At 40.1% G+C, this 23,477-nt stretch carries 22 protein-coding genes; 10 read left to right on the top strand and 12 right to left on the bottom strand.

What is annotated here, in order from left to right; all coding sequences use genetic code 11:
• Positions 1 to 384: 384 nt before the first annotated feature.
• Entirely contained in the window at positions 385 to 2,385 is a 2,001-nt protein-coding gene (locus WSC_RS0111740; protein WP_016956126.1) for a pectate lyase family protein, read from the top strand.
• A gap of 57 nt (positions 2,386 to 2,442) precedes the next feature.
• Here the strand turns inward: WSC_RS0111740 and WSC_RS0111735 are convergent, their stop codons facing one another.
• From WSC_RS0111735 to WSC_RS0111720, 4 genes are all read right to left on the bottom strand, one after another.
• A complete protein-coding gene (locus WSC_RS0111735; RefSeq protein WP_016956125.1) occupies positions 2,443 to 2,871 on the bottom strand; it encodes a DUF6691 family protein in 429 nt (142 codons plus the stop codon).
• A gap of 11 nt (positions 2,872 to 2,882) precedes the next feature.
• The gene (locus tag WSC_RS0111730) at positions 2,883 to 3,302 is read right to left on the bottom strand and encodes a YeeE/YedE family protein (protein WP_016956124.1); all 420 of its coding nucleotides are present in this window, start codon (positions 3,300 to 3,302) and stop codon (positions 2,883 to 2,885) included.
• A 198-nt stretch (positions 3,303 to 3,500) separates the two neighbouring features.
• On the bottom strand, positions 3,501 to 3,872 hold the full coding sequence (locus tag WSC_RS0111725) for a rhodanese-like domain-containing protein (protein ID WP_016956123.1): 372 nt from the start codon (positions 3,870 to 3,872) through the stop codon (positions 3,501 to 3,503).
• A gap of 20 nt (positions 3,873 to 3,892) precedes the next feature.
• The gene (locus WSC_RS0111720) at positions 3,893 to 4,636 is read right to left on the bottom strand and encodes a sulfite exporter TauE/SafE family protein (protein WP_016956122.1); all 744 of its coding nucleotides are present in this window, start codon (positions 4,634 to 4,636) and stop codon (positions 3,893 to 3,895) included.
• Between the two features lie 120 nt (positions 4,637 to 4,756).
• Between WSC_RS0111720 and WSC_RS0111715 the strand changes: the two genes are divergently transcribed.
• Both WSC_RS0111715 and WSC_RS0111710 read left to right on the top strand, forming a co-directional pair.
• Complete coding sequence (locus WSC_RS0111715) at positions 4,757 to 5,623, top strand: MBL fold metallo-hydrolase (protein WP_016956121.1); 867 nt, start codon at positions 4,757 to 4,759, stop codon at positions 5,621 to 5,623.
• Positions 5,624 to 5,633: 10 nt separating this feature from the next.
• Entirely contained in the window at positions 5,634 to 6,089 is a 456-nt protein-coding gene (locus WSC_RS0111710; protein ID WP_016956120.1) for a hypothetical protein, read from the top strand.
• A gap of 64 nt (positions 6,090 to 6,153) precedes the next feature.
• Here the strand turns inward: WSC_RS0111710 and WSC_RS0111705 are convergent, their stop codons facing one another.
• A complete protein-coding gene (locus WSC_RS0111705) occupies positions 6,154 to 8,154 on the bottom strand; it encodes a hypothetical protein (RefSeq protein WP_016956119.1) in 2,001 nt (666 codons plus the stop codon).
• Positions 8,155 to 8,405: 251 nt separating this feature from the next.
• Between WSC_RS0111705 and WSC_RS0111700 the strand changes: the two genes are divergently transcribed.
• A complete protein-coding gene (locus tag WSC_RS0111700) occupies positions 8,406 to 9,536 on the top strand; it encodes an S-(hydroxymethyl)glutathione dehydrogenase/class III alcohol dehydrogenase (protein WP_016956118.1) in 1,131 nt (376 codons plus the stop codon).
• A gap of 8 nt (positions 9,537 to 9,544) precedes the next feature.
• Positions 9,545 to 10,387 (top strand): S-formylglutathione hydrolase, encoded by an 843-nt coding sequence (gene fghA / locus WSC_RS0111695; RefSeq protein WP_016956117.1) that lies wholly within the window; start codon positions 9,545 to 9,547, stop codon positions 10,385 to 10,387.
• A 65-nt stretch (positions 10,388 to 10,452) separates the two neighbouring features.
• On the opposite strand, the gene WSC_RS0111690 is transcribed toward fghA, so the two are convergent.
• Entirely contained in the window at positions 10,453 to 11,022 is a 570-nt protein-coding gene (locus WSC_RS0111690; protein WP_016956116.1) for a hypothetical protein, read from the bottom strand.
• 15 nt (positions 11,023 to 11,037) lie between these two features.
• Positions 11,038 to 11,928, bottom strand: coding sequence for a prohibitin family protein (locus WSC_RS0111685; protein WP_016956115.1), 891 nt, complete (start codon positions 11,926 to 11,928; stop codon positions 11,038 to 11,040).
• 223 nt (positions 11,929 to 12,151) lie between these two features.
• Between WSC_RS0111685 and WSC_RS0111680 the strand changes: the two genes are divergently transcribed.
• Positions 12,152 to 13,249 carry a hypothetical protein gene (locus WSC_RS0111680; RefSeq protein WP_016956114.1) on the top strand — a complete coding sequence of 366 codons (1,098 nt, stop codon included), beginning with the start codon at positions 12,152 to 12,154 and terminating at the stop codon, positions 13,247 to 13,249.
• On the opposite strand, the gene WSC_RS22640 is transcribed toward WSC_RS0111680, so the two are convergent.
• Together WSC_RS22640 and WSC_RS0111670 are read right to left on the bottom strand one after the other, a co-directional pair.
• The gene (locus tag WSC_RS22640; RefSeq protein ID WP_016956113.1) at positions 13,229 to 13,528 is read right to left on the bottom strand and encodes a hypothetical protein; all 300 of its coding nucleotides are present in this window, start codon (positions 13,526 to 13,528) and stop codon (positions 13,229 to 13,231) included. The genes WSC_RS0111680 and WSC_RS22640 overlap by 21 nt on opposite strands.
• A gap of 85 nt (positions 13,529 to 13,613) precedes the next feature.
• Positions 13,614 to 16,103 (bottom strand): TonB-dependent receptor, encoded by a 2,490-nt coding sequence (locus WSC_RS0111670; protein WP_016956112.1) that lies wholly within the window; start codon positions 16,101 to 16,103, stop codon positions 13,614 to 13,616.
• Between the two features lie 214 nt (positions 16,104 to 16,317).
• Between WSC_RS0111670 and WSC_RS0111665 the strand changes: the two genes are divergently transcribed.
• The gene (locus WSC_RS0111665) at positions 16,318 to 16,551 is read left to right on the top strand and encodes a hypothetical protein (RefSeq protein ID WP_016956111.1); all 234 of its coding nucleotides are present in this window, start codon (positions 16,318 to 16,320) and stop codon (positions 16,549 to 16,551) included.
• Between the two features lie 5 nt (positions 16,552 to 16,556).
• Here WSC_RS0111665 and WSC_RS22635 read toward each other — a convergent pair whose 3' ends face one another.
• The 3 genes from WSC_RS22635 to WSC_RS0111650 all read right to left on the bottom strand — a co-directional run bounded on the left by WSC_RS22635 (position 16,557) and on the right by WSC_RS0111650 (position 17,709).
• A complete protein-coding gene (locus WSC_RS22635) occupies positions 16,557 to 16,787 on the bottom strand; it encodes a hypothetical protein (protein WP_016956110.1) in 231 nt (76 codons plus the stop codon).
• A 79-nt stretch (positions 16,788 to 16,866) separates the two neighbouring features.
• Entirely contained in the window at positions 16,867 to 17,175 is a 309-nt protein-coding gene (locus tag WSC_RS22630; RefSeq protein ID WP_016956109.1) for a hypothetical protein, read from the bottom strand.
• Positions 17,176 to 17,235: 60 nt separating this feature from the next.
• Positions 17,236 to 17,709: a hypothetical protein gene (locus WSC_RS0111650; RefSeq protein ID WP_016956108.1), complete on the bottom strand. Its 474-nt coding sequence runs from the start codon at positions 17,707 to 17,709 to the stop codon at positions 17,236 to 17,238.
• Positions 17,710 to 17,884: 175 nt separating this feature from the next.
• Here WSC_RS0111650 and WSC_RS0111645 point away from each other — a divergent pair, with 175 nt between their 5' ends.
• Genes WSC_RS0111645 through WSC_RS0111635 form a run of 3 tightly spaced genes read left to right on the top strand, consistent with a single transcriptional unit; the run spans position 17,885 to position 23,432 of the window.
• A complete protein-coding gene (locus tag WSC_RS0111645; protein ID WP_016956107.1) occupies positions 17,885 to 21,586 on the top strand; it encodes an ATP-binding protein in 3,702 nt (1,233 codons plus the stop codon).
• Complete coding sequence (locus tag WSC_RS0111640; protein WP_016956106.1) at positions 21,583 to 22,218, top strand: condensin complex protein MksE; 636 nt, start codon at positions 21,583 to 21,585, stop codon at positions 22,216 to 22,218. The genes WSC_RS0111645 and WSC_RS0111640 overlap by 4 nt, the downstream gene beginning before the upstream one ends.
• Positions 22,215 to 23,432 carry a hypothetical protein gene (locus tag WSC_RS0111635; protein WP_016956105.1) on the top strand — a complete coding sequence of 406 codons (1,218 nt, stop codon included), beginning with the start codon at positions 22,215 to 22,217 and terminating at the stop codon, positions 23,430 to 23,432. Before WSC_RS0111640 ends, WSC_RS0111635 begins: the two co-directional genes overlap by 4 nt.
• Positions 23,433 to 23,477: the final 45 nt, after the last annotated feature.

Genomic DNA, 23,477 nt, shown 5'->3' with positions numbered 1-23,477 from the left:
TTGTGGAGCCTTTTCTAATTATCTTGACCCCTAGTGTTTTAACCCTCCTCAACATCTTGCAATATTTTTTAAATATAATTGAAACACAAATGATTGTTTTTTGATCTTTTATTTGCATTTTTAACTTTTAGTATTATTATTTTACTTGTTGGTGCCACCGGTAGCAGAAAACATTATCTAAAAGTATCAACACTCAACACAACAGACAGCTGAAATTAACATCACACATCTATTTAGGTGTTAGGGCTTGGTAGGCGACACACAAACGCGATTATCCACTCCCTAGTAATACCCGAATAAATTGGATGGCTGGTACCCATCTAGTTAGTTTCAGCACAAATGCCCACAAAAGGGCGCGAACTATCAATTAAATAGGAAACTCATATGTTTAATACTGTTAAACGTAAAATCGCATCTGGTGTAACTCTCGCATTATGTTCAATCCCTATGGCTGCAACAGCAGCTATCGGCGGTTATGCGGCACAAAATGGTGGAACAACGGGTGGTCAAGGTGGTCAAGTTGTTTACGCTTCAACAGGTACACAAATTCACGAAGCTTTGTGTAACCGAGCATCGAGCGACACACCTATCATAATTCATGTAGAAGGCACAATTAATCACGGCAATACCTCAAAAGTATCGGGTGATAGCTGTAACACTGCCGAAGATAAAATAGAAATAAAAGAAGTGAGCAATATTTCTTTGATAGGTGTAGGTAGCGGTGCTTTGTTTGATCAATTGGGTATTCATATCCGTGCGGCTTCAAACATTATTATCCAAAACGTCCACGTGCGTAATGTTAAAAAATCTGGCTCACCCCTATCTAATGGTGGTGACGCTATTGGCATGGAAAGCGACGTGTCAAACGTCTGGGTTGACCACGTAACTTTAGAAGCGAGCGGCGGTGAAAGCGAAGGGTATGATGCTTTATTTGATATGAAAGCAAATACCAAATACGTTACTTTGTCTTACAGTATTTTACGTAACTCAGGCCGTGGTGGCTTAGTAGGTTCTAGTGATAGTGACGACCAAAATGGCCCAGTTACTTTCCACCATAACTTGTATCAAAACATTGAATCACGTACGCCATTATTGCGCCATGCAACTGCGCATGCTTATAACAACCATTACCAAAACTTAGGTTCATCTGGTATGAACCCTCGTATTGGTGGTGAAATGAAAGCTGAGCACAACTATTTTGAAGATTCAAAAGATCCATTGGGTACTTTTTACACCAACGATATGGGTTATTGGCAAGTAAATGGCAATATTTGGGATAACATTGATTGGAGCAACGACGGTGACAAAATGCACCCAGCAGGTCCAAACCCAACATCTACAACTTCAATTAGCATCCCTTACTCGTACACACTAGACAACGCGAGTTGTGTACCTAGCATAGTTGCAGCCACTGCCGGTGCAAACAAAGGTTTAGCTGTTTCAGATGGTAGCTGTGGTACTTCTACTCCATCACCGACGCCTACACCAACTCCAACCCCTACACCAACGCCAACTCCGACCCCAACACCTTCTGGTGATAACCTAGCCTTGGGTGCGGGTGCAGACGGTAGCTCAAAAGCAAGTGGTACAAGTTATGGCAATGTAATTGATGGTGATTACAGCAGCTATTGGTCACCATCTTCTTCAACTGGCACTATCAATGTAAAAAATATTGATGCGACAGTTAATGCAGTAAAAATTGTTGAATTGGCTGGTAGCCAAGGTCGTGTGACTTCTTGGTCATTAGTTAATTACGACACAGGTACAACTTTAGCTAATGGCAACGCATTACCTGAGGTTATTAGCTTTAATGATGTAACTGTTAACAAGTTAAGTTTTGTTATTCATTCATCTAGCTCTACACCACAAATTGCTGAATTTGAAGTCTATTATGGCGCACCAGCAAGCAGTGGCGGTAGCAGCAGTGGTGGTTTATCACAAACCAACGGCACAGTAAATGGTACATATCGCATTACCCCATTACACAGTGGTATGGCATTAGACGTAGCAGGTTGTAGCAATGCGAATGCAGCCAACATGCAACAATGGTCTTGGTTAAACAACGATTGTCAAAAATTCGTAATCAGCACAGTTGATGGTATTTGGCATCGCATTTCTCCAGTTAACGCGCCATCTAAAGGTTTAGATGTTGATTCACTATCAACCAGCAATGGCGCAAATATCATGTTGTGGGATTACTGGGGTGGTGCTAACCAACAGTTCCGTTTCCAAAGTGCTGGTAGTGGTAAATGGCGTATTGTTAACCGCAATAGCGAATTATGTTTAGACGTTTCTGGTAACTCAGCAACAGATGGTGCTAACTTAATTCAATGGTCATGTAGCGCTGGCGCCAACAACCAAATATTTGAATTAGTTCGTCAATAATATTGGCGCTAGTTTAAAATTAGTCAATCTAGGGCGGGATCACCGCCCTTTTTTGTTTTAAGCCTTTTTTAGTACCTTAGCCACCAGCATACCGGCCAACATAGCAACAACAAACACCACTAAATCGACACTTGCATAACTTAAAGATGCAATTGCAGGTCCTGGGCATAAACCCGCTAGTCCCCAACCTATGCCAAAAGTTGCACTACCAATAATCAGCGGTTTATCTAAAAATTGATTGTTTGGTACAGTAAAAGCATCGGCACAAACGGGTTGGCTCATCTTGTTTTTAACAAAGTAGCCTAAAGCGCTGACCATTAAAGCGCCCCCCATTACAAGCACTAAACTTGCATCCCAGCTACCCGTGATATCTAAAAAATCTAATACTTTTTTCGGATTGGTCATTTGCGCAATGGTTAATCCAATTCCAAACAATAGGCCTGTTGTTAAACCCACTACACCGCTTTTAATTGTTGAAGAATTCATTATTTTTTTCCTTAGCGAGTTAACCAAACAGTGAGCATAGCTGTTGCCATAAATACACAGGTAGCAACAATAGAGCGCTTGGATAAACGGCTAATACCACAAACCCCATGGCCACTTGTGCAACCACTGCCATACACAGCACCAAAACCCACTAATAAGCCTGCTATTATCAAAGTAACGCTATTGCCAGTTGGTGCTTGTGGCGCTAATACATCAAACAAGTTCACTGCGACAATTGGCCCTAAAACTAAACCAATCACAAATAAAACTCGCCAAATATTTTGGCTAAACCAATTCGCCTGCTTGCTAAATAATTGGCTAACAATGCCGGAGATACCAGCGATACGACCTAACAATAACAACAACAGCAAAGCCGCAAAACCAATTAACCCACCACCAATTAATGCCGACACCGGCGTAAAATTTTCCACCTAACTAAACCTCTTTTAATTCAAAAATAGCAGCCAACAATGAAGCAGCTTCAAATATGACGACGCAAACTTTTGCTCTTAATAACCCTTTGCTCTAAATAGTTGGAGTTGCTTCTAGGCGGCAAAATTTTTTAGCCCCATGAGTGTAGCTTGCCTACAGGATTGGGGTAAAAAATTGCAGCCAACAACGAAGCAGCTTCAAATATGACGAGCAAAACCGCCAGCTAAAGAATAAACGTTAGTAAACCCCATATTCTGCAAACTCAACGCCGCCAAAGCCGAACGTCCACCCGAGCGGCAATACAAAACAATTTCTTGCTCAGCCGACAGCTTTCCTATTTCAGCCAAATAACTATGAATATTCATCTCTAATGTGCCACGTGATATATGTTTAGCACCTAGCATTGCGCCTTGTTGATATTCAGCGGTTTCGCGTACATCGATAATAACTAAAGACTGATTATTGTTATTAGCAATAGCCATTTTTTCAGCCAATTTATCTGCTGAAATCTCGTTAATTTGCGGTAACACCTGCGCTAAATAAGCTTGTGCAGTTTTTAGTTGTGACATATTGCCCTCGACTCTTGATATTAAAGTCCATTGATTAAAATAAAACTGCCCAATAACAGTAAAAATACCGCGAAGCTTTTGCGCAATTTATCTTGAGGCCATTTAGCTGACCATTTTTGTCCCCAAACAGCACCAAGCCCACCTAACCCAGCTAATACACCAATCATTACCCAATCCAATTGATAACTTTGACTACTCAAGGTTTGGTACTGAATAAATCCCACACTGGCGTTAAAGGCTATTAAAGCTAAGCTAGTTGCACGCGCTTGAAAAAAGTCTAATTTGGCAAGCAAGACTAAAGTCGGCACAAGTAAAAAGCCACCACCCACGCCTGAAAAGCCTGTTAATCCACCAACAAATAAACCTATAGGAAACACTAGTAGGCTACTGGCTGCAGGATGACTTTGGTTATTTTTTGGAGAGCGCCACATAAAAACACTAGCAACTAACAACAAAACGGCAAATACCAATAACTGTAACCAAGCTTGGCTTAACTCAGCCAAATAAACGCCTGCAAATGAACCAACAAACCCAGAGCTTGCAAGCAAAAGTGCGATGCGCCAATTCACATTGCGCCAGCTTTTGCTGACTATCAGGGTAAACAAACTAATCCAAGCTACGATAAAAAGTGAATTCACTACCGCATCTTTAGCGGACATACCAGCCAAACAAATCAGTACAGGCACAGCAAGTACAGCACCGCCAGAGCCAAAAATGCCTAAACTTAAACCTATACTAGAGCCCGCTAAGGCCGCGATTTGCATAGTAAAACACCCACTTATTACATTTAGTTATTACATATAACATTAATGTTGTATGCTAGTTTTTTCTTTGTTAAAGTGCAAGCCGTTTTTAAACAAATTAATTTTAAGGCCAGTTAAATTATGTCAATTGTCGTTAAGCCATTTTTCCATCAGCCGTCGTCAACTTTGTGCTATGTTGTTTATTGCGTACACAGCAAACAAGCTGCGATTATTGATCCAGCTTATGACTTTGATTATGCATCTGGCACTGTGTCTACAGAGTTTAGCCAAAGCATTATTCAGTTTGTGCAAACAGAACAATTGCAAGTCGAATGGATTTTAGAAACTCATGCACACGCCGAGCACTTAACCTCTGCACAATATTTACAAGCCCAATTAGGTGGCAAAATTGCCATTGGTGGTGGCATCACCAAAGTGCAATCAACCTTTAAAAACATTTTAAATTTGGCTGACTACCAAGATATTGAAGGATTAGATTTTGATCTGTTATTAACTGCGGACGAGCACATACAGCTAGGCAATTGTCCTATTAAAGTGATTGCATCCCCAGGTCATACCAACGACAGCATTAGTTATTTGATAGATGGCAATTTATTTGTCGGTGATACCTTGTTTATGCCTGATGCTGGTACAGCACGCTGTGATTTTCCGGGCGGCAGTGCTGCCAAATTGTTCGATACAGTACAGAAATTTTATCAATTACCCGATGAAACTAAAGTATGGGTTTGTCACGACTATCAACCCAATGGCCGTGACTTAAGATATGTTGCAAACATAGCTGAGCATAAACAACAGAATATTCATATTAATTCAGCAACCACTTTGGCCGAATTTGTAGCAAAACGTGAAAGCCGAGATGCGACACTTGGTATGCCAAAATTGATTTACCCTAGCATTCAAATTAATATTCGTGCAGGAAAAATGCCTCCCGCCGAACAAAATGGGACTAGTTATATTAAAGTACCAATTAAATTAACCAATCAATAAGGATATAAACATGGACGTAGAAATTAGCGCGCCAATACAAGCTAAATACAACCCAAGAAAGTATAGTAAAAGCAAAAAAATTGCCGTTTCGATTTTGTTTATATTAATAGCAGTCATGATCAACCGATGGCTGTTCAACTCCCAGCAAACATGGTTTCTCCCGGTGATATTAGGTGGGGTTTTAACGTTTTTTACCAATCATCTACGCAATGAAATGCCCGAAATTTCGGTTAAATTTGAAGATAATGAATTTGCGCTAAAGCAGCTTAATGCGACATTATGGTGGTTGCCTTACAACAAAATCGAAAGCTTTGAGTTTCAAGCCGCACAATACCAATGGAAAATGCTGACCACCCCTGCACAAATATTGATATTAACTGACACCGATAGTTATGTTATCCCGGCAAGTTCACAAGAATTTGCAGATAAAGTAATACAACAATTAAAACTAGTGGTGGCTGCCTGAAATGCAAAAAGGCCTAGTAATAATAACTCGGCCTTTTTAAAGCTTACCTTGTTAACCAGCGAAATTAATTCGCAGCAGCACTGGTACTTGGTGTTGCAACCACCTTCAAATCTATGACTTCATACGAACCATTTTCATCATCATCAATTTGCGCTGACAACTCACCATCCATAAATGTGCCACTGACAATAGTGTAGATATCTGGTAAACCGGCCGCATCAGCAAGGTCTATCTGCAATTCGCCATTATCGGTGAACATCCACATAAAGCCTTCAATATCATTTGGATCACTATCCCACATTACTGAGCCTGTACCATCATCCATAAATGAAAAATGACCTGTACCTTCATTATCACCATAACTAAATAAGATGTCGCCGAGTAAGCTTTGCGTTTGGGTATAGGTTACAACTATGTCATTGGCATATTCGAAATGACCATCTCCATCTTCATCCCACATTCCCATCAAATAACCCGCATTTAAGTTACCTGCTACTAAGGTGTACTGACCAATTGAGCCTAATTCAGTCTCAATTTCTAACTGATACATACCATTAATTTCCCAATCAAAATTTTCAACTTCATCGGGATCATCCATCCAATAAAAAGAGCCAGTACCATCCGAATTAAACGTAAATACATCGACAAATTCTAAATCTCCGCCCATGCCTGGGTTTGTATGGAAAACAATGCTTCCCATTACATCTGCATCCATCAGCACTTTCATGCTAAATACCGGCATCACAGTAAAACTATCACCATCTTCGGTAATTTCTAATGAGCCATCAGCAGTTAGACTAATATCTTGAATATTGCCATCGATATTATCAGCATCATACAAACCACCAGGGCCATCTAAATCTACGTGAGGCGTATTGATCATAAAACCATTGTCGTCCATGGTATATGATCCCCACTCAGAAGAAGCTGCAACTGCCATATCATCCCCATAAGCTTCCTGATTCATAGTATGTGCAACTGAATATTCGCCGCCACCAAATAAAGTAATCACATGATATGAATCAGCCACTGGCATACCTGAGTCGTCCATATCTTGTAATATCCAAGAGCCAGTCATAGCGTTGGTAGAAGAAAAGGCATTTTCAAAGGTTAAAACATTATAGTCACCCCAATTGTTCTTATCCGTATCCCACTGACCATCAGGTAATTCCGGCGCTTCGCGCATTTTTAACTCCAGTTGTCCCATATCGTTGTATGAGAAAAACTGTTCGTTTGGCCGCCCTTCATTTTCTAAACCACCATCACCATCTGAAGCTTCAATGACTTGTACAACATGAAATTGACCATGCTCATCAATTTCATATTTGGCAAACTCAACCGAACCAGCAACTTGATCATTACCTTCTTGATCATCCGTCTCGTGCGATAGAATATATCTATTACCTTCAATAAAAGTGAGTACATGGCGACCAACATCATTACCTGCGTCATCCGTTTCCACAAATATCCAGCTACCATCTAAACCTTTGTCCATGCTGTGCATAGGTGGGTAATAACCACCGTTAACAAAGTGGTCAATCGCATCTTGAGCATCGACCAAAATAAGATTTAAATTGGCTAAACTTGCAGCAAAAGTAGTATCAAAATCAGCGGCGGTAAAATCTAACACCATACCGCTAAACTCGCCATGTGCCGCAGAATCTATATAAATTCCATTATCCGGATCACCGTCTGAATCTAAACTTTGCAAAAACTGCAATAAGTTCACGACAGTTTCATCATTCACATCTGTCGCAGACGGAACCAAATCCATCGGGGTGATTTCATACATTGCCATCACTTCAGGCAGTTCGACATCGCCGACGCTAAAAGTTATGTATTCGCCGTCATAATAATAAAAACCACCATCTGAGTCTGTCATGCCTGATTGACTATCGGTTTCGTAGTAGACACCTTCTACTGGACTATCAACAAACACACCATATTTAAGATGCATTTGTGGATCGTCATCATCTTCATCATTTACGTCAATCGATACATTACATGCGGCCAACGCGGCAGCAAGGGCGACAGCTATTGCACTCTGTTGGAATTTAAATTTCATAATAGATCCCTATTTATAGTTATTGCGAGATATTGATTTGAGGTCAAGTTTTAACCAGCATCTATAGTTGTAGGAAATTTTTCAGAGTTTGTCTACTTGACTAGATGAATTAGCTCACAAACCTATACGTTAAAGGTTATTTCTGGCACAGTCCTTAAACACCACAACTTTTGTGTGTTTATTCAATAAATAATTACCTTGATACTATTCCAACCAAGGCTCAACAATTTAAACATTAGGATATTCAAGCCATGACACAAGCCTATATAAAAGCCAAAGCAGCAGTTGCTTGGGGACCAAAACAACCATTAAAAATTGAAGAAGTAGAGGTAATGCCTCCACAAAAAGGTGAAGTGCTAATTAAAGTAATCGCCTCTGGCGTATGCCATACCGACGCTTTTACTTTGTCAGGTGAAGATCCTGAAGGCATTTTCCCAGCCATTTTAGGCCATGAAGGTGGTGGTATAGTTGAAGCCGTCGGCGAAGGTGTAACTAGTGTAGCTGTCGGCGACCATGTGATTCCGTTGTACACACCAGAGTGTGGCGAATGTAAATTTTGTTTATCTGGCAAAACCAACTTATGCCAAAAAATTCGTGCAACCCAAGGCAAAGGTTTAATGCCAGATGGCACCACACGTTTTTATAAAGACGGCCAGCCGATTTACCACTATATGGGCTGCTCAACTTTTGCTGAATATACTGTATTACCAGAAATCTCACTTGCTAAAATAAACAAAGAAGCACCACTTGAGGAAGTGTGTTTATTAGGTTGTGGTGTCACCACTGGCATGGGTGCAGTGCTAAATACAGCAAAAGTAAAAGAAGGTGATACAGTTGCCGTATTTGGTTTAGGTGGCATAGGTTTATCTGCCGTTATTGGCGCAACTATGGCCAAAGCCAGCCGTATTATTGCGATTGACCTTAACGAGAAAAAATTCGATTTAGCCAAAAAGCTCGGCGCAACTGACGTAATTAATCCAAAAGATTACGACAAACCGATTCAAGACGTGATTGTTGAATTAACCGACGGTGGCGTGGATTTCTCTTTTGAATGTATTGGCAACGTAAACGTGATGCGCTCAGCACTAGAGTGCTGCCACAAAGGTTGGGGGGAATCTGTGATTATTGGTGTGGCTGGTGCAGGCCAAGAAATTTCTACTCGTCCATTTCAATTAGTAACCGGCCGAGTATGGCGCGGAACTGCATTTGGTGGCGTTAAAGGCCGCAGCGAGTTACCAGGCATAGTTGAACAATATTTAAATGGTGAATTTAAATTGGACGACTTTATCACCCACACCATGGGACTTGAAGACATCAATAAAGCGTTTGATTTAATGCACGAAGGCGAAAGCATTCGCTCAGTTATTCACTTTGATAAATAGGCAAATCAATGTCATTAACTAAGTTAAGTGAAAACAAAGTAGCTGGTGGTTGGCACCAGCGCTTTAGCCACATATCAGCGGTTAATAATTGTGAAATGACTTTCGCAATTTTTTTACCACCACAAGCGGCGCAAGGGCAAAAAGTACCAGTATTGTACTGGCTGTCGGGTTTAACCTGCACAGATGAAAACTTTATGCAAAAAGCAGGGGCTTTTAAAAAAGCAGCTGAGCTTGGCATTTGTATAGTTGCGCCGGATACCAGCCCACGCGGTAAAGAGGTGGCAGACGATAAAGACGGTGCTTACGATTTTGGTTTAGGTGCAGGTTTTTATTTAAATGCCACCCAAGCACCTTTTGCCCAGCACTACCAAATGTATAGTTACATTACCCAAGAGTTACCAAAATTGATCGAAGCTGAGTTTGCAGTGTCGGATAAAAAATCAATTAGTGGTCATTCAATGGGTGGGCATGGTGCATTAACTATTGGCCTTAAAAACCGACAAAGTTATCGGTCGATTTCTGCTTTTTCACCAATAACGAATCCAATACAAGTTCCGTGGGGGCAAAAAGCTTTTAGTGGTTATTTAGGTGCAGATAAAACAACTTGGGCTGAATACGACAGTTGTGAATTGCTAAAACAGGCAAGTTCAATTCAGCCAATAATGATTGAACAAGGTTTAGCTGATCAGTTTTTACAAAATCAACTAACGCCACAAGCTTTGTTGGATGTCGCGGCTGAAAAAGGTTTTGAACTAAACTATACAGCGCATCAAGATTACGACCACAGCTACTTTTTTATCAGCAGCTTTATTGATAAACATTTAGCGTTTCATGCCGAGTATTTGGTTTAGGGTCCGAAGAAAAACAAGGCTTGCGCTAGTTGAGACAACTATGCGAGCCTTGTTTTAGTGTAAGGCTAAGAACTTAATTTACAAACCTGCCAGTTTGCTAACTGATCAGAATACTCTTTGCCTTGCTGCAAAATAAAACCACCCGCCGATGCAGGTTGGCGTAACCTTGGTACCCAAGCTTTAAAGGTTTGATCTTCGCTATACCAACCAGTAATGCTAAATTTAATCACTTCTTCATTAGGTGATACTGACAATATTTTTGCCTGCAACTGCACTTTGGTTTTAAATGAATTCATATAGCCATTAGCGTCGGCAACTCGGTACGTCGCATCTGACCATTTACAAATATGTTTATTAAGCAATTTGCTATCTGATTGTTCAAGCTCACCCGCAGTCACTTGCTCGGCAGATAATTTTGGCACACTCGCTCGAACTAACTTATCTGGTACTTGTTGCTCAGGTAATTCAATATCAGCTAAAGGTGAATTGTCGGTTAACTCAATATTCTTTGTTTTAACTGCTGTTGTTGCTGGTAAATTTAACTGAATATCTGGTTGTGAAGCAGCTTGTTCTTCAGTACTTGCACAACCAGATAACAATGCAGCGACAATAATTACTTTTATGGTATTGTCCATTTATCCCTTTCCTTATTATTTTTTACGCATATCCAAAATAGGTAGGCTACCTTCACCCATAATAGTAGTCGGTAATTTTCCATCCCAATTTTGTGCTTCGGTCAAACTGACAATTAACGGATTGTTTTGTAGCGCTTTCGCTTTTGCTTCTATTGCAGTGGCTTCAGCTTGGCCTTTTAACACAATAGCTTTTGCCTCAGCTTCCGCCACTTTAATAATACCTTGCGCTTTAGCATCGGCAGTATTTACCTCACGTAAGGCTTCTAAACGTTGGCGCTCAAGCTTATGCTCTTCTGCCGCGGCCAAGTTTTTCTCAGTTTGTTTAATTTCTATCGACTGAATATATTTTGCCGGTAATTCGATATTTTCAATTTGGATATTATCAACCACCACAGGAAAACTAGCCATTTCTTCTATTAAGCGTTGCTCTATGCCTTGAATGGCTAACGCGCGGTCTTGAATTAACTGCTCAGCTTCGTATCTTGGAATTGTGTCTTTAGTAGCCGAGCGAAAGCGCGGATCTAAAATACGTTGTTCAAACTGAACTAAACCACCGTATTTTCTAAATAAATCTAATGCAGCGTCTTTATCAACCGTCCAGTTAACGCTGACCTCAATGGTGACTGGCATCTGCTCCTGTGTGCTGGAAGCCATTTTTTCAGCATTTTTACGCGTACGCACTTCAATGGGTTCGACCGAGTCGATAAAAGGTAGCTTAAAATGTAATCCGGGATTTTCTTGATATTTTGCTTCGCCAAAACGTTTAACAATGCCTACGTGACCTTCCTCAACCGTATACACACTACTAAAAACAATCGAGATAGCGACAATAGCAAAGATGATACCTGAGCCAAATTTAAGTTTGTTGGTAACAGTTTGATTAGATGATAATGCATTCAATGACATAACTTTCCCTCGTGATTAATTTGAATTGAACGAAAGACATATTATGTCAATAGTTCTGTGTTTGCAAATTTCTAACATCTGCTCTGTAAAGAATCTAATTTCACCAATGATTTTCCAGCATAACTTACTTCCAAACCTCTGAACTTAACGCACCATTCCATTTACTTTGCCAGCAACTACAGTTAACTTAACCGCTAAACCTACTATCAAAACTTAGCAAGCCGTGGCGCATAATCAGCAACCCAATAATTTATTTACAATTCTTTTCAGTTTATTGGCTGTTATTGCTGCACTGTTGGTGTTTTTATATCCCGATGCTAACCAAACAGCACCACAACCAACTCAGGCAAATAAAACACCAGCTATTCCTCGCGCTCAAACCATAGATAAATTTGAGTTAAAACAGGTAGAAAGTAACGATTCTAAGCCAGCCAAACAATTAGAGGTTATTAAACCAGAGCAACAGGTGTTTGATGTTGGCCAATTATTTGCCGACACCACGAGTATTAATAACTGTGCCATCGAAAGAGATGAAGATTTATATCTGCAAGTTATGTATATGCTTGAAGATACTTTCAACCAACATGACTACCTATACGGCAAACTGAAAATAAACGACACTTTGTCGGTGCAGGCTATTTACCCTATAGGCTTTAATGATGCGTTTTGGGCTATGTACAAAAACCAATTGTTGGAGGTGTTAAAAACTTATTCTGAAGAGCTGTCATTTAGTTTGATAAAACCAACCGAAATTGTGCTTTTTTTGCTGCCTGAGCGCGAAGAATATATTAGTTTATTAGAGCAAATTTCTTTTGATGGCCAAGCCAGTATCGGTGTGTATTTTCCCTATACCAATTTGGCTTTTGTGAATTTAATCACTTTAGAACAAAGCGTTGAAACTGCTGTGCACGAAAGCATTCACCGGCTTAACCAATACTTTTTTGGTTTTACGGCAAGGGTAATTAATGAAGGTTTAGCTGAGTATTTTGAAAGTACCGCAAACCAAGCATATAAAATAGCTGATGAGTTAAAGAAGTTTGAACAACAAGATTATGTGCTTGAACCGCATGAATTATTTACTGCTTATCCAACTTGGACGCCAGATGATTATGCTGCGTTATATTTTTCTGCCAAGCTGCTCACCCACTATTTAATCAAACAAACACCAAAAGAGTTTACTCAGTTAATGATTACAGAAGCTGAAGATAAGTGTTCACCGCTGCCACTAGATCAATACAGCCAACAAATAGAAAGTTTAATTATTGAACAGGAACAAAATTATATTGAGTGGCGAGGAGAATTAATCTCTACACAGCTCTAACTGGTAATCAAATGCACCGCCAGAATCTAAGCACTGATCAACTGCAATCAAAGTTGCAATATATTGATATGATAGAAGACTTGCTATTATTAATCCTACCCAGAAGAATAGTCCAACAACCACAACAAAAATGCCCTCATAGCTAACATTTTTGCTGAAAATTCTACAGATAAGGTAGCCAGTTTTACGGCACAAAAACTCAACTACACATTCTGTAATACAGCTGAACACAAATCGAACTATTCCTGCAGAAGCTTCTGCTAAAAAATCAAAAGCCATTAGCTACTCCCTTATTCAATTCAAGAAAGCAAGACTAATGGCTTTTCAGTTATAAAACAAAACTTTGTTTTAAACTGAGTGCTATTTAGAAATTACCTCTAACACCAAATATCACGCTGCGGCCTGGTTTAGGTGCAAGGTCTTTTAAGAATGAGCTATGCACACGTGCATCTGCGTCAGTTAAGTTGCGGCCTTTTACATAGAAAGTCCAGTCAATGCCACCCGCTGGTAGGTAATAACTTGCTGTTGCATCTAACCAGTTGTAACCAGCGGTTGATGTTTCATGCTCTGCGACATCGTCTTGTTTAAAGTAACGAGTCCAATTTAGTTGCAGGCTGTAGTTATCTTGTTGGAAGTCTAACTCAATGCCAGATTTCATTGGTGGTGTTAGTGGTAAGTTACTACCATCTTTTAAACGCGCTTTTACATAATCCGCAAAAAAGCTCGCTTTAAGCACATTATTTACCTGCCAAACAGTTTGCAGTTCAAAACCGTGTAATTTAGCTTGTTTGGACTGCGCGTAGTACAGCGGTAACTCGTCTGCATGCACATCTTCTTCATGCTCGCCTTCATGATCTGCTTCGGCAGCATGTTCATCTTCATGGCCATGCTCTTCATGACTGACTTCGACAAAATACTCAGTTGGGGTTTGGTAGTAATAATTATCTATTTGGTTATAAAAAGCATTAAATACAAAACCAAAATCGCCACTAAATTTACGTAAAGCAAAATCGATATTTTTTGAAGTTTCGACATCTAAATCATGCATTGAAGGTTCAAAAACAATTTCTTCACCTTCTTCATGCATTTCATAAATCGCACCAATTTCATAAGTGCCAGTTGCGATATGTGGGCCAAAAGCAAATAACTCAGCGGCAGATGGTGCACGCTGTGCACGAGAGTATGACAAACCAACATTGTAACCGTCAGCAAAATCCCAGACTAAACCAGCTGACCAGCTAACAGGCGTAAAGTCTAATTCACGGGCTGCGTGTAACTCGCCATGTTCTTCTTCGTCATGATGTTCTTCATGCGCTTCTTCGTGATGCTCTTCGTGCTCATCTTCATCGTGGTGATGAAGCTCGATGTCAGCGTGGTTTAATTCACCTACTGAGATATTCACTTTTTCAACTCGTGCACCTAACTGAATTAACACATCCCCTATATGGGTTTCTTCCATTAATGCTAATGCGACTGCTTCTGTGGTTGATGCAGGGGTAAAAGCTTCATCACCTTGGGCTGCAAATTCTGAGCGTTTTGCATGTAAGCTAACACCACCGCGCCACTCTGCAAATGTTTGATGCAACAAATCTAAACGCACTTCACTGGTTTTGCTCTCAAACACAGTGCCAACTTCATCACCTTCAATTTCAGCATGTTGATAGTCCGTTTGTGCCGCTTTTAATTTAACTGTGCGCAACAAATCGTTTTCAAAATTAATTTCACTAATGAGCTGGTAGCGGTTTTGTTTTAACGATGCAAATACACTTTCTTCTGCATGTACATCATGTTCATCTTCGTGATGCTCGTCTTCAGGCGCTTCATCTAAGTGTTCTTCATCTTCGTGCTCTTCTTCGTCACCATGAGCATGACCCGGAATACCATATTCACGCTCTAAACGACCATAAGAAACACCCACAAAACCATCTTCAAATATGTAGCTGCTACCTAGTGTGTAACCATTTGATTCTTCTGCGCTGTTTTCAACTGTGTCATGGCCATGTTCATCCGCTTGAGCAATTGTGTAATCGTCCGCTTGGCGATCAAAAGCATCGATATGGAATGCAAAATCACTAACACTTGTATTGGCATTAAATCCAAATAATTTTTGATTGTTGTTTTGATTGTACTCAGCTAATAACTCGCCCGAGGTGTCTTTATTTCGAGGCACTCGGTTGTCAACTACGTTAACCACACCACCTATTGCACCACTGCCATAAAATAAAGTTGCTGGGCCACGGAAAATTTCTATTTGTTCAGCAGTAGAGACTTCAGAGGTAACTGAGTGATCAGGTCCAACACGCGATACATCTCCCACGTCTAAACCATTCTGGGTAATTAATACACGCGGGCCAGATAAACCACGTACCACAGGTGTACTTGCTACATTGGCGTAAAAGTTAGTGTGGATCCCTAAAGAATGTTCTAACGTGTCACCCAAAGTTGCCGCTTGGCGACGGCGTAAAGTTTCACCCGCAACTACTTCTACTGGAATTGACGATTCAATAATAGATGCATGAAATGGGCTTGCTGTTACATCTATTACTTCAATAATGCTTTTTGCCAATGTAATAGCGACGTCGAATCTGTCTTGGCCTTCCAATTCAACATGGGTATTGCTGTGCACATAACCTTTTGCTGAAACGTGTAGCTCAAAATGGTCTTGATTAAGATCTGAGAAAGTAAATTGACCTAGTTCATTAGTAGTGGTTTTTAATGCTGTACCCATAATGGAAACATCGGCATTTTCGACAGCTTCGCCTTTGTCATTAAAAATTTTACCTGTGATGTCTGCTGCCACAGCTGAATTCGCAGCCAAAACTACTGCTACTAGTGAATATTTTGCGCTTTTCATGCTAACCCTGATAAATTTGTTACGATATAACATTTTGTGCAGTATGTTATACCATCACAATTTATACAGCAAGCTTGAGAATAATTCTTTTTCCATTTAGCACAATAGCACTTTTGTTAGATTCTCAGCATTTTTTAACATCAAAGCTGTTTAATATGCTGAAAATTAGATTACTATTACTAGAGTTAATAATTTGTTGTTTTTGGTAAGTGGTATGACACAAAAATACGAAAGGAAACTGGTACTTGATCCTAATCAGTGGTGGGAGCATTTATCTATGGCACAAAAATTTTCAGCTAACTCTTTGTTCCAATACGGATATCAATTGCAGTTTATTCGCCAAACAGACAAAGGAAAACTCGCAGTATTGATGCGTGATGACGACATCATAACGTTGAATGAAGAAGGTGATATAGACAGTGATCCTGATATTGTCTTGCGCAACTAAACTATCTAAGGTTTACGGTACAAATAAGCAGGAAAATAACGCTGAGTATATTTACTCAGAACACCAGGCACAGTCATCACATATACAAATAAACCAAACCAGCTCAGAATAGACATCACCAACAACCACAAATTTTTCTCTTGGCCTTTAGTGTTGTTGTTAGTTAAAACAAAAAATATCGGATATAAATATCCAACCAAATAAAGCATTGCGCTTAACAGTTGTACATCGCTCATAAACTACTCCAGCCTCAACTTGCATACCCGAACTACTTGGATATATAGTCTATCGGCTAGAGTATTAGTAACTTGATGATTATTTTTTGTTCGTTTTGGTCGGCGCGGCTGCAGCGGCTTGTTGTTGAATTTTTGCGGCGCGACGTTTGCTTTCTTCGGCAGCTTTTTTTTCAGCACGGCGCTGTTGTTCTTTCTTCTTTTCTTCTTCGGCTTGCACTGTCGAAATATAAACCAACCAACCTAACCACGACAAAAACAAAGTAGCCAACAGCCACATATTTTTTGATTGACCAATTGCTCGCTTGTCACCAGCCACAAGCGCAATTGGCAACAAGAAAAAACAAATGCCAATTATGTATAAGAGTAAATCAGTTTCGGTAACACCCATGTTTGATACACCGGAGAATTGTCTAAGATAAAAAAAGTATAGCAGCTATAAAATTATTCGTTAGCCATCAACTAATTCAAGTAATAGAGCGCATAAATGCATATATTGGCGAACATGTGTGCCAGCCCAAGCTTGTTTTATTGTATGTGATTGGTCGACAAAAAAGTTGTGCACTTGTTCTGCTGATAAGTCACTGCTGCGGCCTAAATTACGCTCAACCGCCTGTTTAACCGGCAAGTTTTTGTAAACCATATCCTGCACTATATAAGTACCATGGCCTAAAATGGCCTCAGCTACTTTAACTTCAAGCAATTCGCCACGGGTTTGTTTAACCAGTGCTAGTTTATCAACTTGATTTTTTTGAAATTCTTCAGCCAATAAAACAATCACTTCACTTTGGCTTTTATTATCATTCGAGATATTGTTGAGTTTTGTTTGGCATGCAACTAAGTCTTTGCGAACACCTTCTGTTTTTGTAGCAAAATAAAAAATCGCCAACAACAAAACTGCAAATGCAGCACCAATAAATATCACAACAACCACCTTTTCAACAACTAACCGAATTTATTTTATTAACTATTACATGACGCTAGATCAATTGAGCCTATGCTACCCGAATAATTCTACTTTTGGCAATTGCCTTTAAGCCAACAATACGCATAATGTTCGGCTGATAAAAATTAAAGACTTAGAATTGCAAAGGGTTTGTATGCCAAGTTTACAGCGCATTGTATTAATAGATACCCACTTACCAGGCGTGGTAGAACTAAAACTAGACGGCCACACCAATATATGTGGTACCAACGCATCGGGTAAAACAACATTACAACGACTTATTCCAGTATTTTATGGCGAGTTTCCAAGCCGCGTAGTTCCAGCAACACGTGACAGCTTTGAAAAATGGTATTTGCCGCGTGAATCGAGTTTTATTATTTACGAATACAGCCGTGGTGATGGGCAGTTTTGCCAAACAGTCTTAGCCTCATCAGGCAATGGTGTGAACTACAGGTTAGTCGACAAAGCTTTTGTTTTAGAAGATTACCTCCAGCCGCAATTAACTGGCGACTACAAACCTGTGACTATGGTTGAATTAGGCCGTAACTTAAAACGTGAAGGCATTAATGCCACTAGCCTATTAAACACCAGCCAATACCGCGCGATAATTCAAAACGACCGCGGTCAACTAAACCAAAGTAGTAATGGCCGAGAATTGTTAGCTTATGCGCGTCAATTTTGTTTGTGTGAGCCAGATGCCAATTTACGCCATATTGAAAAACTCGCCAAAGCTGTGCATTCAAAAGAAGGCAAAATGGAAACCATTAAAGCTATGGTTTCAGCAATTTTAGAAGAAGATGGTGTTACCCCACCAAAAAGCAGCCTCAACATAACTAAAGTGGATGATTGGATAAGAGAATGCCAATTAATCCAAGGTTTTAATCAAATAAAACCTGAGTTTGAGCAGCTAGAGCAACAACACAAACAACTGCAACTGACTGAAAAACGTTTAGCCCAGTTAAAAAGCCATTTTAGTTTAGATCAATCCAAACTAAGCAAAGAGTTGATAGAGCTAGAAGATCAATTCAACCAAAGCCAAATCGAGCTAAAAAAACTCAATAGTGAATGGTCGTATCAACAAGACAAACTCAACCAAACCTTGTCGAGTGCACGTGCAGATGTTACTCAATACGAAACGGATTTAGAACAAGTTGAAAGTGATTATTTAGACTGGCAAGACAAAGATATCGACAGCTTGCAACAAAAAGTAACCTTGTTACCGCAGTGGCAAAGCCAGCTCGAAACACTTAATTCGCGTTATCAACTATTAACCGACAAACACTCAGATATTGAATCGGCCTACAACAAAAGATTAGCTGAAATAACTGAGCAGCACGGCGAAGAAATTGAAGCTTATCGAGCTGAGAAAGATGAAGTAAAAGAACAGCTTGCTGAGCAAAAAAGCCAAGAGCAGCAACAGCTCCAACAGCTTAAACAAAATTACCAAAATCAGCTGGCGCGTATTGAAAGCGAATTTAAAGACAACTTGCATGAGCTAATCAATCAGCGCACCGAAATTAACAGCATAATGCAGCATGTTGCATTTACCGCACATGAACAAAGTGAGTTAGATTTATTAGACGCACAAATTAAAGAAGCGGTAAACGAAGAAGATCACAGCCGCAGCCAACTGGTACAAGTTGAGCAAAAACGCAATTCTGTGCAGCAAAAACGCCAAAAAGCGGTGGAAACACTCAATGCAGCGCACAAAAGCTTGCAACAAAAACAACAAGCGGCCGAAGCCATCGAAAAACTACTTTACCCTGGACAAAACACCCTGCTGGAGTTTTTACGCCGCGAACAAGCTGGTTGGGAAGAAAACCTAGGCAAAATTATTCACCCAGAATTACTTAACCGCACCGACTTAAAACCTCAGTTAGCCAGCTTAAATGATAGTGACAACGCTGAACACGCATTTGGTGTGTTGCTTGATTTACTCAGTTTAGACACTCCCGAATATGCTGAAAGTGAACAAGCATTAAAAGCCAAACAAGCACAAGCAAGCGATGCGGTAAAACAAGCCAAAGCTCAAGTTGAACAAGCAGAACAAGCTTTAGCTGAGTGCAGCAACGAGCTGCAACAGCTAGAGAGTCAATTAAGCCAACTAAAAAGTGATGTTGAGCATAAAAGCCAACAGCGCCGTCGTTTCCAGCTGGATAAAGACAATTTACATCAACAATATCAACACAGTTTAAACGAGCGTAAATCTCGTTATACAGCTCAGCTTGAACAAAACAAACAAGCACAGCTAAAACTGCACAATGAAAAACAAGCTTGTATCGACGAAATTGAAGAACAGCGCGCCGAAGCTGAGCTCGAACACAAAGCGCATTGGCAACAATTATTAGCTGATTTAACCAGCCGTATCAGCCAAGTTGAACAGCGTATAATGCAAGCGCAGAACAACTTTAAACAAGATAAACAAAAATGTGATTTGTGGCTGCAAAACGAATTGTCGCAACGTGGGGTTGATGTTGATGAAATCGGCCAAGTTAAAAAAGATATTCAACAACTGCAAAAAGATATTCGTTACGTTGAGCAAAATAGAGAGCTAGTTAATAAATATCAATATTGGTATCAAACAGTGTTTAACGGCCATAAAATTAAATGGCAACAAGCGCTGGCTGAAGCCAAACAGTTGCAACTTGGCACTGAGCGCAGCTTAAACCAAGCGACACAAAACTATCAGCAACAAAGACAAAAACTCAATGAGGTTAAAACCGACTCTGAGCAAGCCTTGCGTGACGCCAAACAACTAGAGCAAGAACTACAACAAGTTTTACGTGAGTTAACTAAACTAAAACTTGCACCGAGCGATCCAGTACAAGAAAAAGCTAATCTGGCACAACGCATAAATGAAAGCCGTGAACAGTTAGCCGAACGTGAAGAGCTTAACCAAAACGTTAAACACAAATTGGGTCAATTCGACAGTTTAATTGCGGCACAAGCAGGCACAGGTTTAGCCGAATTGTGGGATAGATCACGCGAAGAATGCACGTTCACCGACAGCAAAGGTTTGCGTCAAGTTGATCATATTAAGTTAGTTGAAAAACTCTCTGAGCTAATTAATGTATTTGTCCCACAAAAACACCAAGGTTTATGTGAACAAGGCAAAATATTCGGTACTGGCTTAACCAGTTATTACCAAGTATTGGCTGATATCGACAAACGCATCGCCAGCCAAAGCAAACGTTTGAGTAAAGAAGTTGATGCCGAATTGTATTTAGATGGCATTTCAGATTCAGCAGTAACTATTCGTTCAAAAATCAGCGAACTTGAATTTTGGCCTGAGCTACAACAATTCCACCAATTGTATTTAGAATGGTTAGAGCAAGGCACACATCAATTGCCGTCGAGCGATTATGCAGGCAGCATGCGCCGTGTACTGGATATTTTAGGCCGAGCTGCGTTAACCGGTGGTATCAGCAAATTATTAGATATAGAACTGCGCATCAAAGAAGGCAATAGCGTCTTGGTTATTCGTACCGACAGGCAGTTAAACGAATCATCCAGCCATGGTATGGCGTATTTGATTTTATGTAAGTTCTTATTGGCCTTTACCCGTTTATTGCGTGGTCAATCATCTACGGTCATCCATTGGCCAATCGATGAACTTGGCACCTTACACTTAAATAATATCCAAAAAATATTTAAAGCTTGTGAGCAAAACAATATATCTATTGTTGGTGCTTTCCCGAATCCAGAATCAGAAATTTTATCGCTGTTCGACAACCGCTATTTAATTGATAAACAAACGCGTAAATTACAAATAGTGCAACCGCGCATTAGCCCAATATCACAGCGTATTCAACAAGCTAAACAGGCAGTTAAAACCACAGAGGAAACCAGCGCATGATGACTCAACAAGGCCAAGTGTTAGAAACCTTATTGTCTGGTGGATTTGTTTGCCGTATTAGCAATGAAGATATGTTTAACTTTTTGCAGCAGCCACAAACAGCGCAGCAAATCGAAACTCAGTTAAATATTTTAAACCGCACTTTAACCAAAGCGGCTGATGGCGAAGTATTTTTTGCTAGTTATTTGTCGCTAGCTGATAAAGAGCGTGCTGTGCTTGAACGTCAGTTTAAAGAAATTACTGCCAACTTATTGCCGCTGGTTGAATGGTTATTATTAGTGCAAGAAAGCACAGGTCAAGATATGCCATTAGCGCAAGGCAGCGCCATTCGTTTAAACGAGTTACAAAGCACAATTGAAGACACACCAGCATTGCTTGAACAACTGGGTAAAATATCTGCGTTTACTTTATTTGGTTCAACCAGTAAAACCGCAGATGGCCAGCTTAAACAAATATTTAAACGTTTAGGTGAGCTTGGTTATTTAGTAAAACCAAATAGCGAAAAACAAATTTATATCGCCACCGGCAAACTTGAATATTTGTATGAAGTGATCCGCTTTATTGACGAAACCGAAGCTTTATCACTAACTGAACAAGCCGAAGCAGCCATGCAGCAAGGTGTATTACTGTGAAGGATAATATTACTCAAGCTGGGCAAAAACTGCTACGCGCTATGGCGCGGCATAGCGATATTATTATGCAAGCCTATGTTAAAGGTGCAGTTGACGAAGGCCAGCATAGCCCACAAGTTTTAGATAACTTACAAAGTTTAGGTATTTTGTGGCGACCAGATATTGAATCTGACTTACGTTTACGCCGTATCGTCCGCGCTTTGTTAGAAGAAGGTTTAAGTGATGAGCGCAACCGCCAAGTAGATGCCAATATAGGTTCAGCGCTGGCTAAAGTTACAACCTTGGTTGCACATTACAAAGAAGCCTGTAATAAACATAGATTCGCTGAAGCTGAATCACATATGGCGGATTTAACTGAGTTAACCTACGCCATGATAGATTCACTTAAACAAGGTGTACGTGGCTTATGGAGTCGTATTCATAAAGAATTTGGTTATGTTGCTTCAATTGATGCGAAAATTCGTGAAAACCAACTAGCGCAGCAACAAGTAACGGATATTTTAAGCCAGCTAGAAATGTTCCATTTTGACAAACTGGCACAAGAAGCTGGCAGCAACCGTGATTTACGCCGTTTGTTAGTGGTTACTTTGCAATCTAACTTTGCCGCGGTAACCCAAGAATTAAGTTTAGTGCAAGCAAGATTAAATGAATTGCTCGGTCGCTTCCGCGAATTCCAAGGGCGTACCCGTTTACTCAAAGGTTTTGTGCTGCATTTAGAGCAACAACCAGACTACAGCCCACAAAATTATGCTAAACACAGCCAAGTGCCAAATGTATTTAACCAAGCACAAGCGATTATTGAGCCTGCTGCTGTGGATGTGCGCAATGCCAACCACGAAGCTGAATTAGCTCAGATTGTTGGCCGCATTAAAGCTATATTCCATTTACGTAGCCAAACACCACAAGCCGCGGCACAAACAGTTAAAGTGGAACAAAGTGAAGCAGTTGCGTTAGCAGAAAACAAAATCCGCCAATCAGTCGAGGATTATTTCTGCCATATTATTGATACAGGTGCACGTTTATCTGCGCTTGATTACCATGTCGAACATAAACTGGAGTTTGATCACGAAACTTGGATTTACCAAGTAATAGGTGGATACGAAGCTTTACCTACAGGTGACAAAGCTTATTTTGGTTTAGAAAAATCACTGCGTGATCATCCGCAGTTTACTGGCAATAAAATTATTGAAGACGTCGCTTTGTGGTTTAGTTAGCTTTCTTTGCCTATAGTTAACAGGACAATCACTGCTGTTAGAGAT

It is taken from the genome of Catenovulum agarivorans YM01, assembly GCF_000281085.1.
Taxonomy (GTDB): domain Bacteria; phylum Pseudomonadota; class Gammaproteobacteria; order Enterobacterales; family Alteromonadaceae; genus Catenovulum; species Catenovulum agarivorans.
The sequence above is the reverse complement of the archived record's forward strand: the minus strand, read 5'-3'. Positions and strand labels throughout refer to the sequence as shown.